Below are 24,024 nucleotides of genomic sequence, written 5' to 3'. Positions count from 1 at the left end.
AGAATGAAGACCCCTTCGTTCCATTCCAAATAGAGAGCTACGGATTCGAAGGGGCCTGCATATTCTCATTTCTATGAGAGACTTAGATTTGCTTCATAGACTGATTATTTTTTCTTAATAGTTTCATTTGCTTTTTCAGTAAAGGTCTTCAAAGCTGGTTCTGCTTTTTCATCTCCATTTGAAACAGATTGCAACATTGGGAACCATAGAGTCCGCATTTCTGCAAAACCATCGATTGTGTTGTAGTATGGAGAGTAGTATTTTGTCCAAGTGCTGATGGTTTCCATCCGTTTGTCATCGTACAACTTACCAAATGAACTACGAACTGGGAAAGCTCCTGTACGCACAACATCTTTTGGACCCCATTTTTTATCGTCTGCGATGAACTGTACAAATTTTTTAGCAGCAGCAATTTTCTTTTCATCTTTATTATTGAAGACCGCAAATCCATTGACAAGGTATTCCAATTTTGGCTTGCCTGAATCAGATGGGAATGGCACTTCTACTACTTCAACCTTACTTGCATCCAACAATTTCGCTTGAATACCGTTTTGTGAAGGTGCCCACAAGATGGTATAAGAAGTTTGACCATTCGCAAAGTTTTGGATGTCTGCTCCACCATCGAATTGAGAACCATTCATCAGCAAGCCGTCATTGATCCATTTAGAAGCTTTTTCCAAACCTTTGACAAATTTTGGATCATCCGTTGTATATTTAGTTACTTTTTCATCTGTAACAGAACCACCGTAAAGGTTGGCGATAAAGGCACGAGTACCTTGGTCTCCACCTTGACCATTACTGAAGAGTGATCCTGGTGTATAACCCTTGTCTTTCAAAGCTTTCAAGACTTTTTCAAAGTCGTCTGTTGTCCAACCTTCTTTGACAAGATCCAACACACCCGCATCTTTAAGCATCTTCTTATTCATAGCCATGTAGAATGGTGCTGAACTAATTGGATACATGTAAGCTGTATCGCCTGCCTTGCTGGCTTGGATGATATTTTCATTGTTAACATCTTTCACGAAATCATCTGTAAAGAGATCGTTCAAATCTGCCAATTTACCATTTTTACCGTATTGGATAATCCGCCCTGGTGCGTCAAAGAGCACATCTGGAGCAGTTCCTGCTTCGATAGCTGTCGTGATTTTTTCAGGGCCTGACTTGAAGTCGATGGTTTCTAACTTCACTTTAATATCTGGATTGGCTTTTTCGAAAGCTTCGATAATAGATTTTTCGTAGGTTCCTACACCATCATCAGCTTTCTCTTGAGTAAAGACTGGGAAGGCCCACCAAGTGATTTCTGTTTTACCAGAGTTATCGCTTGAAGATTCGGATTTAGATCCTCCGCCAGATCCACAAGCTGCGAGTGCTAGAAGAGCTGCACCAGCTACCAACGAGCACAATACTTTTTTCATTTTCATGTGATTTCTCCTAAAAAGTGCGGTAAGATTTCTCTTACAGGGGATTATCCTCAATGAGGACGCCTATTCTTGTTTCAGATTCGACTACTCTCTATAGGGTCTCCTCCTCCTTCAATCTTCTGTTTTGTTTTCTCATTTTAAGGCTGCGACAAAGCGCTCGGTGATCTCTTTTGGTCGGGTAATAGCGCCACCTACGACGATGCCGCGAACTCCGAGATCATAGATTTTCTTGGCCTGATCAGGATAGTGGATCTTGCCTTCTGCGATGACATCCACTCCTGCTTGGCAGAGGCTATGGATCAGTTCAAAATCTGGTCCATCGACCTTTGGACTGTAGTCCGTATAGCCGGACAGGGTCGTTCCGACAAAGTCTACTCCCGCCTCAACAGCTGTCAATCCTTCTTCCAAGGTAGAGATATCAGCCATCAAAAGTTGATCGGGATATTTTTCTTTGACTTGACGGATAAAGTCACCAATCAAAAGACCATCATGACGGGGACGTTTGGTACAATCCAGGGCAATGACCGCGATGTCCAAAGCTGCTAATTCATCGACTTCTTTCATGGTTGCCGTGATAAAAGGTTCTTCAGGTGGGTAGTCACGCTTGATAATCCCAATGATTGGTAACTTGGTCACTTCCTTGATTTCCTTGATATCCCGGACACTGTTGGCTCGGATCCCGACAGCTCCACCCTGCTCAGCCGCTTTGACCAAGAGAGGAATGACTCCTCCTTCTTCTGTATAGAGCGGTTCATGAGGGAGAGCTTGACAAGAAACAATGATGCCATCTTTGATTTGTTCAATCAGTTCATCTTTTGTAATCTTTGACATAACTCCTTCTCCTTTGATAATAAGGCAACTCGAGTACTTGTAAATTGATTATAATCTATTTTTAAAGCACTTACAATATTAATCGTGCAATTGGATTATAGTTTCACATTTTAGGGGAAAATAAAAAGATCTCTGAAACTAGTTTCAGAGATCGACATGATGACGATTCACTAGGCCATCTTTTGAGTTGCTTTTTCCTTTACGACAAATACAAAACCGATAGAGCCGACGACAGCTCCAAGCAAGATCCAGTAGACCATATCCGATGAAGCAATTGGGCCTACCAAGAGACCTGCTAATAAAAAGAGATTGATATACAGTCTAGTATCGCGATAGAAGGTCCAATTGAAATGGTAGCTACCTTCTGGGTACTGCCGTGTCGATACAGACGGTTGAAAGACCTGCAGAAGAATCAAAATCCCTACAAAAGCAAGATAAGCTAGGCTAACTACCGAAAGCGGAGCCTGCATCGTCATAACCACAGTTGCTAAAAGCAAGACCAAGAGCCAGAAATGAAAGTCCATCCAGAATTCACGATGATAATAAAACCGTTTCATAAGATCACACCTTTCTATTATGTAATCGTTTTCTGCACTTATATTATAAGACAAGGAATTTTTTTTTGCAAGGTGAAATCGGTTAGTTGGGGTTGAAAATAGGACCAGAATATCTCTGGTCCGTCTAAAAAAACTATGAACAAAGAGTAACGAGCACATCATTCACTGATGTCATTTTCGATAATCACCTTGAGTGCGTGGTTTTCACCCGCATGTTTAAAGACATCATAGGCTTTTTCAACTTCTGAGAGTTTGAAGTGGTGGGTGATAAGTTTGGTTGCATCGATCTTGCCTGACTTCAAGACATTGAGCAACATTTCAGTGGTATTGGCATTGACAAGACCGGTGTTGAGGGTAATGTTCTTGATCCACAAATCGTCCAAATTGAAGCTAACTGGTTTTCCATGGACACCGACATTGGCAATATGACCACCGACAGAGATGACGTTTTGGCAGACATCGAAAGTAGCAGGATAGCCCACACATTCCATGGAGATATCGACACCACGACCTTCGGTCACTTCATTGATAAAGTCCTTGATTTCAGCGATATCACTGGAGCAGATGGTATGAGTTGCTCCAAATTTCTTAGCTGCTTCAAGACGAGATTCAGATAAGTCCACCATGATAATCGTAGCTGGCGAGAAGAATTGAACAGTCAAGAGAGCCGCAAGACCGATCGGACCAGCTCCAACGATACAGACATTGTCCCCTGGTTTCACATGAGATGGAAGCACCCCAATTTCATAAGACGTTGGGAGAATGTCTGAGAGCATCACCAAGGCTTCGTCATCCACCGTTTCAGGCGCATGATAAAGACTGCCATCCGCATGTGGAATGTGGACATACTCTGCTTGGGTTCCGTTGATCAAGTGACCCAAAATCCAACCACCATCTTCACAGTGAGAAGGAAGACTACGTTTACAGTAGTAGCAGGTGTTACAAGCTGTGACACAAGAGATGATGACCTTGTCTCCCACCTTGAAGTTGCTAACCGCATCACCGACTTCTTCAACAATCCCAATTCCTTCGTGACCTAAAATCGTGCCTTCTTTACAAGCAGGGACATCTCCTCCTAAAATGTGAAGGTCTGTGCCACAGATGGTTGTTTTCAAGATCCGCACAATTGCATCTGTTGGGTTCTTGATCTCTGGTTTTGGTTGGTCGATCAGTTGCAGATTGCCTGCAGATACATAAGTTGCAGCTTTCATAAGCGACTCCTTTTCTTTGTTGGTTTGATAAAACCATTTTATTTTCGTTTCTTTGTGAATATTATAACATATTAAGTAAACGCTTACAAGAATTTATGAGCACATTTTTAAAAGTTTTTTGAGCAAACAAAAACATTCCTCTTATCTCTACCTGAGGAATGTTTCAATCACCTTGTTCTAATTGTTGACGCTGCCTATAGTACTCTTGCTGCTCGCGCTCACGCTCTTCTTCTAAGCGCTCTTCATAGCGCTTGAGTTCTGCCTCAAACTCTTCTTGCAAGGCAAATAAACGCTCCAAGCCACTTTGAACCTCCGCACTTGGGGCTTGAAAATGAAGGGCACTCAGCCAGTCTACTAAATTTTCTGTATGTTGGCGGACATCCATACGCATATCCGCATAATCCCACTCCAACTCGCTAAGTTTCTGGTTGAAGCGGTAATGTCGATCTTCTAGTTGTTCTAATTCACTATTTCCTGAATGGTACATCACATACCTCCTTTAATCGGACTCAATAAAATCGGCTTTTTCACTGATTTCAGTGCTGCTTCTGCCGCGTCCGCTGCTCCTCCTGTAAATCCATCTTTCAAATCATTAACTAGAGTTGTTGTAGCAAAAGAGCGCATTTTTTCGGATTGACCGCTCAAAGTCACCTGCAAACTCATCCCTTCCAACATCATCAAGGCTTTTTGCGTTGCAATCAAACTCCGAATTGCAATCCGCTCTTGCTCCTTTTTAATCTCTCGATGGAGCTCCTCAACGCGTTCTCTATCCTCTCCCAGGATCTCTAACATCTTTTTCTCCTACTTATGAAAATCAAAGGCCACTGCTTGTCCCTTGTCCAAGTCTACCAATTGGGTTGACGCAGCCTCCAGCTGCCCTGCCAAGTCTGACAAGCGAGTGGAATAGGCTTTTGCTTGAGCGAGGTTCTCCGCCTCTACCGCTTGGTCCCAACAAATATCCATGGAGAACTCTCCTAATAGTTGCTCCACTTCTGCGTCTGTCAAAAATTGGGCCATGCTGTGGGCCATTTGTGACACCTCCGCAACCTTATGGGAAACCGTCTCCTTGGCCACTTCTAGCTGATCTTTGAGCTCGGCCTCAAAGACCGTCGCTTGCGCTGAAGCATTTTGTGCTACTGCCAGTACCAATTCCTCTCGTAATTGAATGGTCTGGGTACCAGATGCTCCTGCCAATTGCTGATGGAGACTCGGAATGCTGGGCCTTTCCTGCCCATACATGGAGACCACCGAAGCAGATGATGGCTGATTTTCTGAAGCGGACGTTGCCCGATCTCGTTGGGGCATTTCAATAATTTTCTGTGCCTGATCTTGCACTTCACCTTCTAACTCCATTTGAGATGGCCTCCTTTCTTGGATTTGTTTTCTCGTTTCCTATAACTGAAAAACTATCCTAACCCTTCAACTACAAGCAGATTCACATACTATAGGGTATCATAAATTAGCCCGTAATGCTATAAAAATAGCACAGATTCTTAAAAAAAGTCTAATTTTTTATGAAAAAACGGTTCGGAGCTCTGAAAAACAACAAAGACAGCCAATCCCTCAGCTCCCTTTTTTCGATTGAAACCTGAAAAGGCCATCAAAAATCCCCCGCTCTTTTGAGCGAGGGATAGCTGATAAACATCAGTTGTTCCTTGGCGTCTTATTTACGACGTCCTGGACGTTCCTTGTAACCATAGTATGCATCTTCGATGATTTCTTGCATATGGTCTACCATTGGAAGACGTGGGTTAGCTGGTGAACATTGATCTTCGTAAGCAAGGAAGGCCAATTCACGAGAATGTTTCTTCCATTCTTTTTCATCAACCCCTTGTGCTTTGAAGTTCATTTCAATACCACAGCGTTCACCAAGTTCGTACACAGCTTTTGCGTAGGCATCAACGGCTTCTTCTGGTGTAGAGCATGGAAGTCCTAACATACGAGCGATATCTTGGTATTTTTCATCTGCACGGTAGTAGTTGTACTTAGGCCATGTAGCTGTCTTGGCTGGGCGTGTACCGTTGTAGCGGATAACGTACGGAAGCAAGATCGCATTGGTCCGTCCGTGGATGGTGTGGAATTGTGCACCGATCTTGTGGGCCATTGAGTGAGAAATACCGAGGAAGGCATTGGCGAAGGCCATACCTGCGATCGTTGACGCATTGTGCATCTTTTCGCGTGAATGGAAGTCCGCATTCTTCACTGAGCTTTCCAAGTTTTCAAAGACAAGTTTGATAGCTTGAAGGGCAAGACCATCTGTGAAGTCGCTAGCCATTTGTGATACGTAAGCTTCTGTCGCGTGCGTCAAGACGTCCATACCAGTGTCTGCTGCAACAGATCCTGGAACTGTCAATACCAAAGCAGGGTCTACGATGGCAACGGTTGGTGTCAATGAGTAGTCAGCGATTGGGTATTTACGGTTGTTTGCTTTATCAGAGATAACGGCAAATGGTGTTACTTCAGATCCTGTACCAGATGTTGTTGGGATGGCGATGAATTTCGTCTTCTTACCAAGCAATGGGAACTTGAAGGCACGTTTACGGATATCCATGAATTTTTGAACCAAGTCACGGAAGTCCACTTCTGGTTGTTCGTAGAAGAGCCACATAACTTTGGCCGCATCCATTGGTGATCCACCACCAAGAGCAATGATCGTATCTGGTTTGAAGGCACGCATGATCTCTGTACCACGTTCAACAGTTGTGATATCTGGATCTGGTTCTACGTCTGCAAAGATTTGATAAACCACCTTGTTGCGACGAAGGTCAAGCTGTTCGATGATACGATCAAGGAAACCAAGCTCTACCATAGCGTGGTCTGTAACGATCATGACACGTTCAACGTCACGACATTTTTGTAGGTATTCAATTGAATCACGTTCAAAGTATGTTTTTGAAGGTAGTTTCATCCATTGCATGTTATTTCTCCGGCGTCCGACTTTTTTGATATTCAAGAGGTTGATGGCACTAACGTTGTCCCCAACAGAGTTGCGTCCGTAAGAACCACATCCAAGTGTCAATGATGGCAAGAAGGCATTGTAAACATCCCCGATACCACCGAAAGTCGAAGGAGAGTTGCAGATAACGCGAATAGCTTTAACTGCTTTACCAAATTCTTTTGTCAATTCTTCATCAGCAGTATGGATGGCTGCTGAGTGGCCAAGACCGTTGAATTCAACCATTTGGCGAGCTTTGTTAATTCCGTCTTCACGGCTTTCAGATTTCAAAACAGCGATAACTGGTGACAATTTTTCACGAGTCAACGGTTCTTTTTCACCAACTTCTTTACATTCTGCCGCAAGGATATTGGTTCCTTCTGGTACAGAGAAGCCAGCTTGTTCAGCGATCCATGCTGCCGGTTTCCCAACGATGTCCGCATTCAATTTTGCACCCGCACAGTTCTTGCTGTTAGCTTTCACACCGAAGCAGAACTCTTCAAGAAGGGCTTTTTCTTTTTTGTTGACAAAGTAAGTATGGTAAGATTTGAATTCTTCAACAAACTCATCGTAGATTTCTTTATCGATGATGACCGCTTGTTCAGACGCACAGACCATTCCGTTGTCAAATGATTTAGACATGACGATATCGTGGGCTGCTTGGCGGATGTTAGCTGATTTTTCAACATAAGCAGGTACGTTTCCGGCACCTACCCCAAGAGCTGGTTTCCCACAAGAATAAGCCGCCTTCACCATGGCATTCCCACCGGTCGCGAGGATCGTAGCAACTCCCTCGTGGTTCATCAGTGCACTCGTTGCTTCCATAGAAGGTTGAGTAATCCATTGCACACAGTTCTCAGGCGCTCCAGCTGCAATTGCCGCATCGCGTACGATTTGTGCTGCATGAGCTGATGATTCTTGAGCAGATGGGTGGAAGGCAAAGACGATAGGGTTCCGTGTCTTCAAGGAAATCAAAGCTTTAAAGATTGCTGTTGAAGTTGGGTTTGTTGTAGGAGTGATCCCGCAGACAACTCCGACGGGCTCAGCAATAAGAGTCAAACCAGTGACGTCATCTTCTGAAATGACACCAACTGTCTTAGTGTGACGCATGTTGTTTACAACGTGCTCACAAGCGAACAAGTTTTTAGTCGCCTTGTCTTCAAAGACTCCACGACCAGTTTCTTCATAGGCATGAAGAGCAAGCTCACCGTGTGCGTCAAGAGCAGCTACAGATGCTTTTGCAACGATGTAGTCTACTTGTTCCTGATCCAATTTGCGCATTTCTTCAAGCGCAACAAGCGCTTTTTGCACCAACTCGTCTACGTGTTTTTCAGCAGCGAGTTTCTTTTCTTCAGGTGAGAGAGTTTTTTTATCAGCCATTTGATGCTTTCCTCCAATGTTTGAAACCCTTATCCTTTTCCGGAACTTTTTCTTGTTTTCAGAAACTTTCAAGAATAGTGTAAGAAATTTCGATTTGTTAATTATTTCACAATATAATTGTACTCTATTTTGAGATTTTTGTAAACACTTCCAAGCAACTTTCACAAAGATTTTTTTGAAATTTGTGAAAGTTTTATCAATTTAATTGCTGTAAAAGCAATTCTTTAGCAAAATTGTGAAAAAATAATTAAAAAAATTTTTTCTTCACAAAGTGATATTTTCAATTGATTTTTGTAAGCGTTTTCTTGATCTTACTAAAAAAAGCAACTTTTTACAAGTATAAAGTTGCTCTTTGTTTTGTTTTGTTAGGATTTGTTTTGTTTCAGTTTCAGAGATACTTTTTTACTTCTTGACTGGACCTTTTTCAGCCTTGTCAAGAGCTTCTTTGACTGTTTGAGCATAGAGTTCCCCACCATTGGTTTCCATATTGAAGTGAACAGAGTCTGTTCCCACCCAAATATTTGGATTTTCCATGGCTACTTGATACCAGTCTGCAATGGTGATAAAGTCGTATTTCTTGGCTAGTTCTAACTCATAAAGACGAGTTTGAACCGATTCGCTGGACTGATCGTTGGCATATCGACCATCATATGGTGTCACAAGGATTAAGCGACGGCCTTTTGGAAGTTTTTCAACATACTGATCCAGCAACTCTTTGTAGTTGCTTACAGTATTGGTTCCTAGGGCAATGACCACATTTTTTAGGAGAACTTTATTGGAGATATCGGTCTCAAAGACCTTCATTCCATTTTCCAGCTGACGGCTCACCACCGCATCGATCTGGATGCCAGGGATCGCTTTAGTCAGGTAATCCTGCGCCCGCAAGTTAACGGAGTCACCGATCATGGTCACACCATTTGAGACGTTATAGTCTGTTGCAGTCGCATTGTCCACCTGCGTCCGCGTAACCTGCATTTTGCTATCTGCTTGATTGAGCCCACTCACAACCAAACTCTCATCAAAAGCTCCGACTGTTGGTGCAAAGGCAGAGATTCCGAACATCAAGAGAGCCAGTGGAATCATGAGGTAAAAGATAGGCTTGGTCAAAAAACTCAGATCCATCTTCATACCAAAGACACGAGGCTCCTTGCCTGCAATGGTTGGCTCTAAAATATAGAAGGAAAGAGCCGTTAGAATCAAGGAAACGATCGTCGTCACAAGGGCTGCCATCATATTTCCCAAGTGTTGAGAAAAGATGATAAAGAAAGGCCAGTGGAAAAGATAGACACCATAACTGGTATCTGCCAAGAAATTGAGGATGGCTGGTTCCTTTTTATCTGGTGTCTTTTCATGGAGAATACGGGCCGACAGAATCATGGCACAAGCTGCGATTGTCGCCGCTAAAAAGCCAAACAGATAGGTCCACAAGCTATCAAATGGCAAGAAAAGACTGAGCACAAACAAGAAGGCAAAGCTTCCGCCCAAGACCGACAAAGTCTTTTTCATACTCCAAGACTGCACCAGCTTTGTAAAGTTCGGGCTGACATTAGCAATCCCTGTTACCGTTGCTAGGCACGATCCCGCAAAGAAGGGGAAGATGTGAGTGAAACTAGAGAAATAGATAGTGGAGAAGTTAGCTGTCAGAAAGGCGCGGATGAACATGGACAAGAAGGTAAAGAGAAAGAGCCCGCTGGATGCTAAGAAGAGCATACCTCGGTATTTTCCAACCGTCTTAGCCCGCTTAGCCAAGAACCATGCTAGGAGCGCCCATAGTACATAGTAATGCACTTCTAGGGCCAAACTCCAGGTATGAAGAAAGAGATGTGGAATGAAGTTGCTTTCGTAACTACCACCAGTTGCCATCTCAAAAAAATTGGTCACAAAACCAAAGACCGCCGCAATCTGTGTCCCAATACCAGCCACGTAGTCCCGTTGCACCATAAAGGTAAAGGGCATCACGACCAAGACCATAAAGACAAGGGGGGGTACGATCCGGTAAAAGCGCCGTTTCAAGAAAGCCAAGTAGTCGATTCCTTGCTTGCGCGCAAATTCATCGATCAAGAGCGCTGTAATCAAAAATCCTGAAAAGGTGAAGAAAATATCTACCCCAATGAAGCCTCCAGGAAAGGCTTTTTGGAAGAAATGGTAAAGCAATACCAATAAGAGTCCTGTGACACGGACGAGTGAAAACCATTTAATGCGCATTCTGATAAATCCCCTGCTTGAATGTTCCTTTGTATATGACGTTGGCTTCTGTGGTTAAGGTGCCTTTGCCCTCGGGCTGACCATTGACAAACTGCCCTTCATAGGTCCAGCCATCCTTGGACTTAAATTTGCCATAACCACTAAAAGAGCCGTTGACGAGGTTTCCTGTATAAGTATCGCCGTTTTTAAAGGTGACGGTTCCCTTGCCATTCATCTTGCCACGAACTAAACTTCCCTTGTAACGGATAGCGCCCTTGTCCAAGGTCAAGACACCCTGACCCGGAATAGATGAAAAGAAGACCAGCAAAGCAGATAAGACAATCACTACCAATGCTACTATTTCTAAATTTTTTCTTGTTAGATAGACCTTATAAGTCTCTAAAAATTCTTTCATATTCTGTATTCTCTCACATATCAAACTCTTCAGAAGTTGCTAGCTGATCTAACCAAGCTTCACAGCCCGCCAGAACCCTGCGATAGGTTTCCTCAAAATCACCGGTATACCATGGATCTGGCACACTTTCATCAGCAAAAAGATGGATCTTATGCTCTGTCCCTGCAGGAGCCATTTGTTTTAGATCTGCAACATTGTTTTCGTCCATCCCTAGGATCAGATCAAAGGCATAAAAATCCTCTTCCTTGATCTGTAAGGAAGTCTTAGCTGGATCATAAGGGACTTGGTATTGTTGAAAGATTTTCTGGGTCCCCCGATGGATGGGATTGCCATGTTCCCAACTAGAGGTGGCCCGACTTTCAATCTCATACTGATCGGTCAAGTCCTTCATGACGAACTCTGCCATGGGGCTCCGACAAATATTTCCTAAGCAGACAAAGACGATTTTTTTCATGACACCACCTAACTCCTTGTTCGGACTACCCAATTTACATGAGCTCTTCGCTTTCCACTATGGAAAACCAGCATACTATGACTATTATAACAAAAATGTGACAGAAAGATGACAAAGGGGCTCTATCATTTTAAAGAAAAATCAGATTCCCTTTTCAAATCTGATTTTTTTCTCTATTTTGGAAAACGAACCTCTAATTGAGGCCATTTGGTCTGCCAATTTTTCTTTTTCATACGTTCCGTATACACCGCCAAACGCTCTGGGCTGGCTAAAAAATGAGGAGTCGGCTGAACGATGAAGTCTTCGATATCCCTGGTTCCATAGGGGAGAAAGAGCTCCAACTGACCATCTTTCCTTAGGCGAACCGCAAGAGCCGTACACTGCTCGGGGTATTTAGAAACCGCATCACAAGCACTGCGATAAGGGGCCGTCCCGGGGCTATGCTGGTGCATGTAGACTTGATTCTTCACTTCCCAAGCGTACTGAGGATAGGTCTTCTTTAATTCCTGCTCGATCTGCTGCGTCTCCTCATAGCTGATCGCAGGGTCATAAAAGACCAGATCCAGATCCGTCATCGCATCAAACCCAGGTCTTCCAGAGAGCTGGTTCCAGATGAAATTTCGCACCGCACCCGCTGCAAGCCAGGCATCTGCCAAGCCTAGATCTCGAATAATGGTTAAGACAGTCATCATCTCCGGATCCGCTTGGATTTGTTCTACTATCACTTTTTCCGTCAGCATCTTCTTCTAGTCTCCATTGTAGGGATAACCCAGGTGTTCATAAGCCTTGCGGGTCGCCACGCGCCCTGTCCGGGTCCGCATGATAAAGCCTTTTTGAATCAAGTAAGGCTCATACATATCTTCTACGGTCTCGCGCTCTTCGGCAATATTGACCGATAGAGTCCCAAGCCCGACCGGGCCACCGCCGTACATTTCAATCATGGTGCGCAGGATCTTTTGATCGACATAGTCCAGTCCTTCATGGTCCACATCCAGCATAGAGAGGGCCTTGTCCGTAATGGTATCGTCAATCAAGCCATCGCCCATAATCTGAGCAAAATCGCGCACCCGTTTGAGCAAGCGGTTGGCAATCCGAGGAGTCCCACGACTGCGAAGAGAAAGCTCTTCGGCAGCCTCGTGGGTAATTTCCATCTCAAAGATCTCGGCGGTCCGCTCGACAATCTCTGTCAGATCATCTTGCTCATAGTATTCCATGTGCCCGGTAATCCCAAAGCGAGCGCGCAAGGGATTGGACAGCATACCCGCTCGCGTCGTCGCCCCAATCAAAGTAAAGGGAGGAAGGTCCAGGTGGACACTCCGACTGGTCTCACCAGCGCCAATCATGATATCGATGTAAAAATCCTCCATGGCACTGTAAAGCACTTCTTCGACTGACATAGGCAGACGGTGGATCTCATCGATAAAGAGAACATCGCCCGGCTCTAGGTCATTAAGGATAGCTACCAGGTCACCAGCCTTTTCAATGACAGGACCGGAAGTCTGCTTGAGATTAACACCCAGCTCATTGGCAATGACAAAGGCCATCGTAGTTTTCCCCAATCCCGGGGGGCCAAAAAGAAGGACATGGTCCAGCGCTTCATCCCGAAGCTTAGCCGCTTCAATAAAGATTTTCAGCTGGTCCTTGACCTTATCCTGGCCGATATATTCATGTAAATATTGCGGGCGCAGCGTCCGTTCAACAGCCTCTTCATCGCCCATGATTTCATTGTCTAAAATTCTACTCATACAGTCTATTATAGCAAAAAATGACGTCTCTGATGATTTAAAATCATATTCTATTCGATATATTACTAATTATTGATTGTCGATTTTCGGAACCGATTTTCCTCTTAAAATAACTTGTTTCTTTTTAAGGATCGTAGTTCTCACTACCGTTCGAACTGCATCAATGTACCTAAGTTCGTCTGCGTCCCGATTGGACTTGACTCACTAAGGTACGTAGAAAAAGCCACCGGTTTTGGTGGCTCTTATAGGGAGATTATTATGAAAAAGTTTTAGGAGTTTTATCATTCAAAGTTAGGAGGTCTTTGATGATGGTATTAGTATACGATAGGAAGCTTAAACTTTCCTTATAGTTTTTCTAAATTTTTTTTGAGAAAAAGAGGAGGTCTCAAGCAAGAATTTCACATCCTTGTTTGGCCACTCCCCTTTCCTCTTTATTTCTTAGCGATGGCATGGTAGCTAGTCTTACTGGTAAAGACTTGACCTGCTCTCAGGATAACCTTTTCAGCCTGGTCACTGTGAATGGCATCTGGCACTGTTTGGAATTCTAGAGCCAAGCCATTGTGCTGAACCATTGGTTGGCCTTGCAGACGAACGGTTTCATCTACGAAATTGGCTGAATACACCACCAAGGCGGGAGCCTCTGACTTGAAGGTCAAGAAGCGTCCAGATGGTTGATGGTAGAAGAAGCCTGCATTTTCATGTCCATCTGGTAGAGCGAAAGGATGGTCCAATCCTTCTACCAGGCGGATTTGCGAATCTGAATCCTTAAAGAGATCCTCTAACAGCATGGCTTGGTAGAGATGCTGAACGATTGGACTTTCTCTATCCACAGTGTGAAGAGGGACGCCATCTGGGTGGATAGGGTAAAGCCCCTGATGATTGATCTGAAAGACATGGTCATTAATCGGCTGAGTGAAGTTGCCTGATAGGTTGAAATAGCTGTGGTTGGTCGGGTTGACTAAGGTGTCTTGATCCGTTTCTACCCGATAAGCAATCTCGAGTTCACCATCTTCCGTTAAACCATAGGTCACCCAGATCTTGAGATTTCCAGGGAAACCGCCGGTCCCATCCGCCCGTTCTGTATAGAGAGTGATTTCTTGGTCCGTTACCGACTCCACGCTAAACAAGGCACTGTCCCAACCAGTCGACCCACTGTGGTTGCAGTTGGCACCGTTATTAACTTCCAAGTGATAGGTCTCTCCATTGAGTTCAAAACTGGCCCCCGCAATCCGGCCCGCTACTGGACCAATACTAGCCCCATATTTAGGGCTGTTGCCTACATAGTTCTCAAAGCGATCAAAGCCTAGGATAATATTAGCAAACCGGTCTTCTTTATCAGGTGTCACATATTCTAAAATCGTCGCACCATAAGTCATGACAGACAATTGGTAGCCCTTGTCATTTTCGAAGCGATAAGCACGAACTTCCTGATTCTGCCATTCCCCAAACACGCTTTCTTGATACTGTTTCACAAATCTTCTCCTCTCACTGTTTTTCTCCATTATATCAGTTTCACAAGATGAAACACTCCACTTTTTATAGAAAAATAATGGCTATTCTTTATCAAATGGATGAATGATCACCCCTTGTACAACCCGATTGACGGTACCAGTCGGTGAAGGTGTGTCTGGGCGATTTTGAACCTTGAGCGAAGTCAAGAGAGAAATCAACTGACCGTAGATAATGTATGGGAAGGCACGGTAGATATCTAGAGAGTCTGCTGATGCTTCCACCAACACTTCTCGTACATGCTCAATGCCTGCAGCTTGATCGGACAAGAGAACGACCTGACGGGCAATCTGATCCCCAGCCACTTCTCCAACCAAATCCAAATCGTATTGGCGCGTATAAGGATCAATGGAGCCAAAGACCAAGACCAGAGTCTGCTCATTGATGAGGGATTTCGGTCCATGACGGAAGCCGACAGGACTCTCATACATGGTCGCGATTTTACCTGCAGTCAATTCCAAAATCTTGAGCTGGGCTTCATGGGCTAGCCCAAAGAAAGGTCCCGCTCCTAGATAGATCACGCGCTCGAAGTCTAGATCGACCACTTCCTTGACCTCACGGTCCTTCTCCAAGATCTTCTCTGACAGATGAATCAATTCTTCTACCCGTTTTTCTTTGGTTTTTTCCTCACTTGGATCAAAGACCAAGAGAGCTGTCAGGAGCATAGAGGTAAAGCTCGAAGTCATGGCAAAGCCAGCATCATTGGTTTCTTTAGGTTGGAGAAGCAGGAGGTTGCGCTCATCTCCGTGGGCCTGCTGGGCCAGTTTTCCTTCTTCCGCACAAGTAATGGTGATCTGATAGAGTTCATCGACCAAGTCTTGAGCTAACTCAACTGTCGCAACACTTTCAGGTGAGTTGCCACTTCGTGCAAAGGAAACTAAGACCGTCGGCACTTCTTTTTTGAGATAGGTTTGTGGATGCGCCACGATATCGGTCGTCGCAATGGATTGGAAATTCCAGTGGCGTTCATCGTGCACTTCCTGCAAATATGGAACTAAGGTATCTCCCACATAGGCTGAGGTCCCAGCCCCTGTCAAGATGACCTTGATATAGGCATGCTCTTGCCCAATTTTTTCTAAGAAAGCTTTTATTGCCGCTTGTCTTTCTTGGTACAAGCGAGCTGTTTCCTTCCAAACACTTGGTTGTTGGTAGATCTCACGCGTGGTGATCTCTGCTCCTAGCTCCTGCAAGTCTTCTTTTGTATAGTCTAACATAGAACCTGTTGTTCCTTTCTACAATCTAACATTGATAAATGGGAAAGGAGCCTGAGATGATACTCCCAGACTCCCTACCAACCTACTCATCTTCATCATCATCAAGGTTTGACAAGAGGTCATTGACCTTGACAATACTTTCTTTTGCACGTTCAGGGTAGTCCCCTTCGCTACCAGTCAGACTGCTATTGATGAATTCGATAACCATCGGAAGATTCATCCCTGCGTATAAGTCAATCGCACGTCCTTCAAGGATCAAGCGGCTCACAGTGTTGCAAGGAGTCCCTCCTAATAGATCTGCAAATACAATATAGTCTTCTAGGCTTTGAACTGTTGCTTCAAATTTAGCAGTAAAGTCTTCTGGCCCTTCTTCTGGTAAGAGTGCAACTGTATGGATGGATTCTTGTGGTCCCATAATCATCTCTGTGCTGGCTTTAAGCTCTTCACAAAAGTGACCATGGCTGACCAATACTAACTGTTTTGCCATACCTTACTCCATTATGCCATTCCAAAGAAGAAGTGGCCAAATGCTGAGAATGCGATTGCTGCAAGGATGATGAGCAAGATAGCTTTTGTAGAGTTCATACCCTTACGTCCAAGCAACCAGTAGATTACACCTGTGATGATAGCTGGTACCAAACGTGGGAAGATAAGGTTGAGCATATCTTGAATTTCAATCGCTTTGTCCCCAATGTGTGGAGTCCAAGAAACTTCAACACCAATCATGCTGGCAATCAAGGCACCAACCATGAAGATACCCAGAACGGCAGCTGCATCGATCAAAGCTGTCAAGGTACTTTGCATGTTGTTGATGAGGTTAACCCCTTCTTTATAGGCAAATTCCAATTGTTTCCAACGGAAAATGTCATAAGCAACTGCCACAGCGATCCACAAGAAGATACCGGCTGGGTTTCCTGCAACAGCCAAAGTTGCTGCGATTGAACCCATAATAGCTGGTACCAATGATCCAAAGATTGAGTCTCCAAGAGGAGCGAATGGTCCCATGAGACCTGTCTTGATCCCGTTCACCGCATCTTTTGATTTGACACCATCTTTTTCTTCCAAAGCAAGGTCAAAACCAGTGATAATGGTGTGGAAGAATGGTGAAGTATTGAAGAATTGCGTATGCAATTTCATCATTTCTTTCAATTCTGGAGTGCCATCACCATACATTTTACGCAACTGAGGTAAAAGCATATAAAGGTAACCAGAAGCCTGCATCCGTTCGTAGTTCCAACCCAATTGGAAGGTGAAGAGGCTACGTTTGTTGATTTGTTTAAAATCTTCTTTTGTTAGTTTATAATTAGAATTCGTCATCTTCAATTTCCCCGCTTTCTGATTCAGTTACTGGAGCAGCCACGACTGTACGTTGACTGTTTTTGAAGTGTTGTACTGCAAGGAAGATACCGATGATGGCAACCCCAATCATAGATACACTCTTGAAGTTGTTAACAAAAGTAATAGCTTGTTCTTTTGGAAGTTTAGCGAACACTTCAGAACCAACAATGCTAGACACTGCAGCACCAAGGCTTTGAACATTGCTATAAAGCACTGTCAACATTGCTGTTAAGCCAAAGCCAAGTGCTAAGTAGTGAAGGTTACGACGAACAGGAAGGTAACGAAGCAAGATCGCAAATCCAAGACCTGGAAGCATTTGACCTGCAAGTTTCAGACCGTTTGCCAACCATTGTACATTAGCAAGACCTGTAACAACAGTTTCTACGAAAGATCCACCAAAAGCAAGAGCGAAGAAGACCGGAAGGGCACGAGAAAGAGCCCAAGGAATCGCTCCAAGAAGGTAGTTGCGTTCGATGCCTTTGTAATCAAAGCGGTCGATTGCAGCATCTACACGGTGAGCGAAGTAAGTTGTAGTCATACGACCAAGAATATCAAAGTAGGTCAACAAAGTTGCCACCGGCACAGCGATTGTAGCAATAGCAATCTCTGGATCAATCCCTTTTGCTACTGAGAAGGCAGTCGCAAGAACAGCACCAGAAGTCGCGTCAATACGAGAAGCTCCACCGAAAGTACCAACACCGAGCACTGTCAATTGAAGAGAAGCTCCGATAAATAGACCTGTCTTTAAATCTCCCATGACAAGTCCTGTAATGAAACCAGCAAAGACTGGTGATCCTGCTGATGAAACAATCGTCAACTCATCACAGATTTGATAAGCTGAGTACAAAGTAAGTAGTAAAATTTGCCACCATTGTATCATGACAATTTCCTCCTAAAATTTTTCTTTTTTATTTATAAACTATTTGAGCAACTTCAAGAAGTCTTCAACTGGATCATTTGGAACCATTTGAGCAGTTAGCTTAACTCCTTTTTCAGCTAGCTTGTGGAAAGCTTCCACATCGGCATCCACTACGTTGATCGAGCGGGTAATCGCACGCGTCTCATCAGATTGAGACATGTTCCCTACGTTTAAGGTTTCAAGTGGCACACCTGCTTCTACCAAGCCTAGGAAGCGGTCAGGTTTGCGAGCTACGATAAAGAGTCGTTGGCTATCATATTTTCCAGCCAAGATATTTTCCGCAGCCTTTGCGACTGGCAAGATACTGAGCTTAACACCAGGTGGTGTCGCTAGTTTCAAGCCACTTTTTTCGATATCATTTTGAGCGACTTCATCATCGATCACCATGATACGTGAAACATTTAGTTTGGTAGTCCAAAGATTGGCTACCTGCCCGTGGATCAAACGTCCATCGATACGGCATCCTACAATTGTCATAAGTTTTCCCCCTTTACTTCTTTGAATGTAGGTTGTTGAACAAGTTGAAGTGTCTCTTGGTAACGCCCTTCTGTCTCAAAGACGATCAGGCTATTGGCTCCTTCTTTGAGGAAACCATGAGGCACATAAAGTGAAGTGGTTGGTCCGACTTCCCAGAAGCGACCAAGGTTGTGACCGTTGACAAAGACGACCCCTTTCCCAAATCCTGTCATATCCAGATAGGTGTCAAGGGTGTGGTCCAGATGAAAATCATATCGGTAAAATGCTGGAGCACCTGCCTGCCATTCCTTTGAAAAATCGAGCTGACTGAGATCTTGTAAATCCAGCGGGTACTGCTTCCAATGAAGGTGGAAATGCAAATCCACACAGACACCTGTGCGAATACCCTTGCGCTGGCTATCAGCTAAGAGCTTGTGCCCGTAGTTGACACGTCCCATATTCTCAAGCAAGATTTTTAAATTCGTAACCGCTTTCTTTTTTCCTTTGATAAAAAGATCTTCACCGATCTCTGTCTGGTATTGCGTTGCCAGATGACGATCATTCACGTACACCTGCGCCCGATCTCGACCATCGATGATCCGAAGTCTTTCCTCCGGCGCATCCATTTCAACATCTGTCTCATACAAGAGATAGCCAGTATATTGGCCCAGCTCTTCCATCCGTTTTGGATAGAGACTGGTCTCTTTCTGAGCCAAATTGTCCAGATTCCCAAAAAGACTAGTCTTGGCTGCCAAATATAAGGTCTGCTCTGGCAAACATTCTTTGATGAGAGGTTCTTGCTGTGGGTATTCCGGATAATAAGTTGCCATCATTTTTTGAATAGCATCATACTTCTCCGTCGGATTGCCCTGCTCATTGAGCAAAGCCCCGTAGTCATAGGACGTCACCTGTGGCAAATCCAGCATCCCCCGAGCTGAGCAACCATTCATAAAGCCGAAATTGGTTCCACCATGAAACATGTAGAGATTGATCGAGCCGAGCTCCAAGACCTCATGGACAGCTTCTGCCAACTCCTCTGGGCCCCTTTGAATCACGGGTTCCTTCCAGCGGGTAAACCAGCCATCCCAGAATTCCATACACATCAAAGGCCATTTCTTGCCGTATTCGTTAAAGAATTCTTTCATTTGACCAAAGTTATAGGCTGCTTTAGAACCGAAGTTCCCTGTCACAAAGAGGTCCTCTTCGATCAAGGTTCCTGTTCTTAGCGTTGCTCGCCATGGCCCATCTGATGTAAAGAGGGGGCAGGTCACGCCTTTTCCCTTCATCAAATCCCGAATGGCACGAAGATAATCCTTATCCTCTCCATAAGAGCCGTACTCATTTTCCACCTGCATCATAAGGATTGGACCACCCCGATCCACTTGGTAGGGTGTCAACAATCCAAGCAAGCGAACATAATAACGATCTACCGCTTCGATAAAGGCTGGGTCTGATGAGCGGATTCGCAGGTCTTCTTCTAAGAGCCAGGCTGGCAATCCACCAAATTCCCACTCTGCACAGATAAAGGGCGACGGCCTTACAATCATGTAAAGTCCTAGGGACTGGGCTGTTTGGATGAAACGCTCTAGATCCAATCGACCACTAAAGTCAAATTCCCCTTTGCGAGGTTCATGCGCATTCCAAGGGACATAAGTCTCAACCGTGTTAAAACCCAAAGCCTTTAGATTATACAAGGAATGATACCAGTCTGCTGGGTCAATTCGGAAATAATGGATCGCTCCGGACAAAATCTTGAAGGGTTGACCTTTTAAATAGAAAGCATCGCGAATCTCAAAAACTCCCATAAACGCCCCCTTTCTTATATGTAACCCTTTTCAGTTATTAATATAATAAATTTTTTTAAAAATGTCAACACTTTTAGAAAAAATATGTTAAAATAGGGTTAAATAAGAGAAATCTAAAGAGAGGTAGCACTATGGCAATTCCAAAGTACCAACACATCAAAGATGAATTGAAACAGCAAATTATCTCAGGAAAATTTGAAAATGGGGATAAATTTTATACTGAAGCTGAACTCATCAAAATTTATGATGTTAGCTCTATCACCGTTGTCCGTGCTTTGAACGACCTCGCTGCCGATGGCTACATTGTCCGCCAGCAGGGAAAAGGGACCTTTGTTTCTCGTGCTCGAAAACACAAACTGGTTGAATTTTCAGATGTTGAAACCTTCCCCATCCAAAAGGCCAAAGTCAAAGTTCTCTCTATTAAACGTGGAAACACCTTGAGCATCCTAGACAAACTAGGCCTCAACCCAACGCAATTCTACTATAAGATCGAACGGACCCGCCAGACAGGGGATGATACGTATATCTTCCACCAAACCTATATTCCTGAACAATATATCAATCCAAACTATCCAAATTTGGAATACTATAGTTCTATCTATGATCGCTTCAAAGAGGATTACCACATTCATATGAATGATGAGCACTTCGAAGAAATCAATGAAATCGTCTTTCCTACACCGAGCAAGGTGGCTAAAGTTTTGGAGATCGATGAAAATTTCCCAACTGTTAAACAAGTGAAGACGACCAAGTTAGAGGCTACTGGCCAAATCCTTGAATACACGGAAACCTATAAACGCGGTGACTACTACAAGATCAAGTTCATCTCCTGTGACCGCGATCACTAAGAACTAAAAAGACTGAGACATCTCGGTCTTTTTTATATCTCCAGTATAGCATGTTGAAAACGATTTCTAAAGACCTCTTTAAAAATATATATAATTAGTGATAGTTTAGCTATAAAAAGTTTAAAAAAGAAGCAGATTCCTCTGCTTCTTTTCGTCTATTTTTCAAATTCCCTTTTTCGTTGCGATTAGTCACCCAAACCGATGCGTTCGAAGATTTCATCCACCCGTTTGGTGTAGTAAGCTGGGTTGAAGATTTCGTCAATTTCTTCTTGAGTGAGACGTGAAGTTACTTCTGGATCTGCTTCAAGAAGTGGTTTGAAGTCAACTTGGTTATCCCATGATTGGGCAGTCTTTGGTTGAACAAGGTCGTAAGCCTGTTCACGCGTCATGCCTTTTTCAATCAAGGTCAACATGGCACGTTGACTGAAGATCAAACCAAATGTAGAGTTCATGTTGCGGATCATGTTTTCTGGGAAGACTGTCAAGTTCTTCACAATGTTTCCGAAACGGTTGAGCATGTAGTCAATCAAGATAGTTGTATCTGGTGCGATGATCCGCTCAGCTGATGAGTGAGAGATATCCCGTTCGTGCCAAAGGGACACATTTTCATAAGCTGTGACCATGTGACCACGGATCACACGCGCAAGACCTGTCATGTTTTCAGAACCGATTGGGTTGCGTTTGTGAGGCATCGCAGATGAACCTTTTTGACCTTTAGCAAAGAACTCTTCCACTTCACGTTGTTCAGATTTTTGAAGACCACGGATTTCCGTTGCCATCCGCTCAATCGAAGTTGCGATGCTAGCAAGAACTGCAAAGTACTCAGCATGAAGGTCACGAGGAAGGACCTGTGTAGAGATTTCTTGAGCACGGATACCCAATTTATCGCAGACGTATTTTTCAACGAATGGTGGGATGTTGGCAAAATTACCAACCGCACCAGAAATCTTACCAGCTTCCACACCAGCAGCCGCATGCTCGAAACGTTCGATGTTGCGCTTCATTTCGCTGTACCAAGTAGCCAATTTAAGACCAAAAGTTGTAGGCTCAGCGTGCACACCGTGGGTACGACCCATCATGATGGTGAACTTGTGCTCCTTGGCCTTGTCAGCGATGATGTTGAGGAAGTTTTCAAGGTCACGACGGATGATGTCGTTGGCTTGCTTGTAAAGGTAACCGTAGGCAGTATCGACTACGTCAGTAGAAGTCAACCCATAGTGAACCCACTTACGCTCTTCACCAAGCGTCTCAGAAACCGCACGTGTGAAGGCCACCACATCGTGACGAGTTTGCTGCTCGATTTCCAAAATACGGTCGATGTCAAAGTCCGCTTTCTCGCGAATCAAAGCCACATCTTCCTTAGGAATTTCTCCCAACTCAGCCCATGCTTCGTCAGCCAAGATTTCCACCTCAAGCCAAGCACGGTATTTATTTTCTTCAGTCCAAATGTTCGCCATCTCAGGGCGGCTATATCTATCAATCATGTTTAATTTTCCTTTCTTTTGATGTTTCCCATCAGTTAGCAACCGACTGGCGCTTTACTCAAATTCTTCTTTCCCAATCCACACAGATGGATAATGATCTAGTGTATTCAAATCCGTATCCAGCGGGGCATCATAGATAGCTAAATAGTTATCAGGATATTGTGCAACTAGCTCTTCATACTTTGCTTTCACTTTTTCGTGATCACTACTAGCATACAAAACTTCGACGACTGCCCCCATCTTCTCTTTTTCAACAAATGCATTAACGATGAGTTGAATCATAAAACCTCCTAAATCGAAATGCCCTTCATATTTGCTTCAAGAATGGGCATCTCAACACCTAACTCCTGACCTGTCTGATAGACACTTTGACAACAGTAGAAAATATCCTGTTTATCATTGTGTAAGGTCATGATCTTTCGTGTCAGCTCATTTTTTGCAAACATGATTTTCATGGCTTTTCCTGCAATCCAAGCGGGAATTTTGTAAGGTAAGAGTTCAGCTTTATAAAGCTTCAAATTTACACCACGTGCTTCTACGACTTTCAAAGCCTCTCGAATGGCCTTGATGGCCAATGATAATTCCGAAGAACTATTCATCAAGTTCAAAGCCAGCTGTTCTGGATTTTCCAATTTTCCCGAACGCGCAGCTGTCGAAGTGACACCTGCATTAATCGCCATGTGAATCCAAATCCACTCGACCATATCATGAGGTACTTCCCACTTCAAATCTGCAGAAGCTAGTAAATCCGTCAGATCAGCATAGTCAGAAATGTGTGCTTTTTGCTCACCTTCTAGCATTAAATGGTCAAACAAGACACCATCTAAATGGTCCTCCTGCATATGACCACCCGCTGTCGGAAAAGCTAGAATATAGTCGTAATCTCCTGCCCACTCTTGGACCTCTTTTCGAGTATCCCAGAAATTACAGAAGAAAACAAGGGTGCCTTTGATATTATTTTTTCGCAAGGTTTCCACAGCTTCTTTGACAAACCCATGACGCACACTCAGAAAAATAAAATCATATTCCGAATTAGCTTCTGCCACACGAACCTCATAGGTATCGTGTTTGTTCTCACCTTTGGAATGATAACGACCATCTAGCAGATCAACCGACAACTCCTTGGGAGCAGTGCTTTTCTTACTATCTCTCAGTACGTGTTCCACCTGATGACCTGCTTTTTGAAAAGCATAGGCATAAGTAGTCCCGATTACCCCAAGTCCTAAAATCGCTATTTTCATCTAAAAATCAATTCCTTTCCAGCAGTGGTTGTCTGGCTTCTCTTGTCGATTTTCGCCTGCGACAAGCCTAGTCAACC

At 44.0% G+C, this 24,024-nt stretch carries 24 protein-coding genes; 1 reads left to right on the top strand and 23 read right to left on the bottom strand.

All coding sequences use genetic code 11. The features are described 5' to 3' along the window. Positions 1–104: 104 nt before the first annotated feature. From ACVC7Q_RS07965 to ACVC7Q_RS07870, 20 genes are all read right to left on the bottom strand, one after another. Positions 105–1,421: an extracellular solute-binding protein gene (locus ACVC7Q_RS07965; RefSeq protein ID WP_447265481.1), complete on the bottom strand. Its 1,317-nt coding sequence runs from the start codon at positions 1,419–1,421 to the stop codon at positions 105–107. Between the two features lie 132 nt (positions 1,422–1,553). Beyond that, positions 1,554–2,252 carry an N-acetylmannosamine-6-phosphate 2-epimerase gene (locus ACVC7Q_RS07960; protein WP_447265480.1) on the bottom strand — a complete coding sequence of 233 codons (699 nt, stop codon included), beginning with the start codon at positions 2,250–2,252 and terminating at the stop codon, positions 1,554–1,556. A gap of 170 nt (positions 2,253–2,422) precedes the next feature. Continuing rightward, positions 2,423–2,809 (bottom strand): ABC transporter permease, encoded by a 387-nt coding sequence (locus ACVC7Q_RS07955; protein ID WP_447265479.1) that lies wholly within the window; start codon positions 2,807–2,809, stop codon positions 2,423–2,425. 158 nt (positions 2,810–2,967) lie between these two features. Next, a complete protein-coding gene (locus tag ACVC7Q_RS07950) occupies positions 2,968–4,020 on the bottom strand; it encodes a zinc-dependent alcohol dehydrogenase family protein (RefSeq protein ID WP_447265478.1) in 1,053 nt (350 codons plus the stop codon). Positions 4,021–4,183: 163 nt separating this feature from the next. Further along, on the bottom strand, positions 4,184–4,507 hold the full coding sequence (locus tag ACVC7Q_RS07945; protein ID WP_447265477.1) for a hypothetical protein: 324 nt from the start codon (positions 4,505–4,507) through the stop codon (positions 4,184–4,186). Beyond that, positions 4,507–4,812: a hypothetical protein gene (locus ACVC7Q_RS07940; RefSeq protein WP_447265476.1), complete on the bottom strand. Its 306-nt coding sequence runs from the start codon at positions 4,810–4,812 to the stop codon at positions 4,507–4,509. Before ACVC7Q_RS07940 ends, ACVC7Q_RS07945 begins: the two co-directional genes overlap by 1 nt. Positions 4,813–4,821: 9 nt before the next feature. Further along, positions 4,822–5,373, bottom strand: coding sequence for a hypothetical protein (locus tag ACVC7Q_RS07935; RefSeq protein WP_447265475.1), 552 nt, complete (start codon positions 5,371–5,373; stop codon positions 4,822–4,824). Between the two features lie 310 nt (positions 5,374–5,683). Beyond that, positions 5,684–8,335, bottom strand: a complete 2,652-nt coding sequence (adhE, locus tag ACVC7Q_RS07930) for a bifunctional acetaldehyde-CoA/alcohol dehydrogenase (RefSeq protein WP_049483964.1) — start codon at positions 8,333–8,335, stop codon at positions 5,684–5,686. A gap of 402 nt (positions 8,336–8,737) precedes the next feature. After that, positions 8,738–10,540, bottom strand: coding sequence for an acyltransferase family protein (locus ACVC7Q_RS07925; protein ID WP_447265474.1), 1,803 nt, complete (start codon positions 10,538–10,540; stop codon positions 8,738–8,740). Further along, the gene (locus ACVC7Q_RS07920; RefSeq protein WP_447265473.1) at positions 10,530–10,934 is read right to left on the bottom strand and encodes a hypothetical protein; all 405 of its coding nucleotides are present in this window, start codon (positions 10,932–10,934) and stop codon (positions 10,530–10,532) included. The genes ACVC7Q_RS07925 and ACVC7Q_RS07920 overlap by 11 nt, the downstream gene beginning before the upstream one ends. Positions 10,935–10,947: 13 nt before the next feature. Next, positions 10,948–11,388 (bottom strand): low molecular weight protein-tyrosine-phosphatase, encoded by a 441-nt coding sequence (locus ACVC7Q_RS07915; protein WP_447265472.1) that lies wholly within the window; start codon positions 11,386–11,388, stop codon positions 10,948–10,950. A 173-nt stretch (positions 11,389–11,561) separates the two neighbouring features. After that, on the bottom strand, positions 11,562–12,128 hold the full coding sequence (locus tag ACVC7Q_RS07910) for a nucleotidyltransferase family protein (protein ID WP_447265471.1): 567 nt from the start codon (positions 12,126–12,128) through the stop codon (positions 11,562–11,564). A 6-nt stretch (positions 12,129–12,134) separates the two neighbouring features. Beyond that, complete coding sequence (ruvB, locus tag ACVC7Q_RS07905) at positions 12,135–13,133, bottom strand: Holliday junction branch migration DNA helicase RuvB (protein ID WP_045760104.1); 999 nt, start codon at positions 13,131–13,133, stop codon at positions 12,135–12,137. A gap of 431 nt (positions 13,134–13,564) precedes the next feature. Continuing rightward, entirely contained in the window at positions 13,565–14,605 is a 1,041-nt protein-coding gene (locus ACVC7Q_RS07900) for an aldose epimerase family protein (protein WP_447265470.1), read from the bottom strand. Between the two features lie 81 nt (positions 14,606–14,686). After that, a complete protein-coding gene (locus ACVC7Q_RS07895; protein WP_447265469.1) occupies positions 14,687–15,856 on the bottom strand; it encodes an SIS domain-containing protein in 1,170 nt (389 codons plus the stop codon). 82 nt (positions 15,857–15,938) lie between these two features. Then, on the bottom strand, positions 15,939–16,343 hold the full coding sequence (locus ACVC7Q_RS07890; RefSeq protein WP_447265468.1) for a PTS sugar transporter subunit IIA: 405 nt from the start codon (positions 16,341–16,343) through the stop codon (positions 15,939–15,941). A gap of 11 nt (positions 16,344–16,354) precedes the next feature. Then, on the bottom strand, positions 16,355–17,173 hold the full coding sequence (locus ACVC7Q_RS07885; protein ID WP_045760097.1) for a PTS system mannose/fructose/sorbose family transporter subunit IID: 819 nt from the start codon (positions 17,171–17,173) through the stop codon (positions 16,355–16,357). Beyond that, entirely contained in the window at positions 17,160–18,074 is a 915-nt protein-coding gene (locus tag ACVC7Q_RS07880) for a PTS mannose/fructose/sorbose/N-acetylgalactosamine transporter subunit IIC (RefSeq protein WP_223325580.1), read from the bottom strand. The genes ACVC7Q_RS07885 and ACVC7Q_RS07880 overlap by 14 nt, the downstream gene beginning before the upstream one ends. 39 nt (positions 18,075–18,113) lie before the next feature. Next, positions 18,114–18,590 (bottom strand): PTS system mannose/fructose/N-acetylgalactosamine-transporter subunit IIB, encoded by a 477-nt coding sequence (locus ACVC7Q_RS07875; protein WP_447265467.1) that lies wholly within the window; start codon positions 18,588–18,590, stop codon positions 18,114–18,116. Further along, positions 18,587–20,374, bottom strand: coding sequence for a glycoside hydrolase family 35 protein (locus ACVC7Q_RS07870; RefSeq protein ID WP_447265466.1), 1,788 nt, complete (start codon positions 20,372–20,374; stop codon positions 18,587–18,589). Before ACVC7Q_RS07870 ends, ACVC7Q_RS07875 begins: the two co-directional genes overlap by 4 nt. Positions 20,375–20,505: 131 nt before the next feature. Between ACVC7Q_RS07870 and ACVC7Q_RS07865 the strand changes: the two genes are divergently transcribed. Continuing rightward, complete coding sequence (locus ACVC7Q_RS07865; RefSeq protein WP_009731970.1) at positions 20,506–21,222, top strand: GntR family transcriptional regulator; 717 nt, start codon at positions 20,506–20,508, stop codon at positions 21,220–21,222. 185 nt (positions 21,223–21,407) lie between these two features. Here ACVC7Q_RS07865 and purB read toward each other — a convergent pair whose 3' ends face one another. From purB to ACVC7Q_RS07850, 3 genes are read right to left on the bottom strand one after another with little or no spacing between them, the layout of a single operon-like run. Then, positions 21,408–22,706, bottom strand: coding sequence for an adenylosuccinate lyase (purB, locus tag ACVC7Q_RS07860; protein WP_447265465.1), 1,299 nt, complete (start codon positions 22,704–22,706; stop codon positions 21,408–21,410). Between the two features lie 54 nt (positions 22,707–22,760). Then, positions 22,761–22,988: a phosphoribosylaminoimidazole carboxylase gene (locus ACVC7Q_RS07855; protein WP_447265464.1), complete on the bottom strand. Its 228-nt coding sequence runs from the start codon at positions 22,986–22,988 to the stop codon at positions 22,761–22,763. A gap of 8 nt (positions 22,989–22,996) precedes the next feature. After that, positions 22,997–23,947, bottom strand: coding sequence for a ketopantoate reductase family protein (locus ACVC7Q_RS07850; protein WP_447265463.1), 951 nt, complete (start codon positions 23,945–23,947; stop codon positions 22,997–22,999). Between the last annotated feature and the right edge of the window lie 77 nt (positions 23,948–24,024).

Source organism: Streptococcus sp. W151 (genome assembly GCF_053010205.1).
The sequence above is the reverse complement of the archived record's forward strand: the minus strand, read 5'-3'. Positions and strand labels throughout refer to the sequence as shown.